Genomic DNA, 263 nt, shown 5'->3' on the forward strand with positions numbered 1-263 from the left:
GTCGACTTCGAGCTGCTGCATCCGCCCGAGCACTTTCCCTACCTGCGCAATGAAAGCAGCTGCGTGTTGCGTGTGCAGGCCGGCGAACAGGTCGCTCTGCTGGCGGGCGATATCGGTGCGCTGATCGAACAGCGCCTGCTGCGCGAGCAGCCTGAGCGGATGCGCGCCGACATCGTCCTGGTGCCGCACCACGGCAGCGCCAGCTCCAGCAGCGAGGCCTTCGTGCGTGCCGTGGGCGCGGAACATGCCCTGGTCGCTGCCGG

General features: G+C 68.4%; 1 protein-coding gene. It reads left to right on the forward strand.

Annotated features, from left to right (window positions below):
- Window positions 1-263, forward strand: a 263-nt coding sequence (locus tag FLQ44_RS23865; RefSeq protein ID WP_369126622.1) for a ComEC/Rec2 family competence protein, incomplete at both ends; no start/stop codon positions are given.

Source organism: Vogesella mureinivorans (assembly GCF_007644035.1).
GTDB classification, from domain to species: Bacteria; Pseudomonadota; Gammaproteobacteria; order Burkholderiales; family Chromobacteriaceae; genus Vogesella; species Vogesella mureinivorans.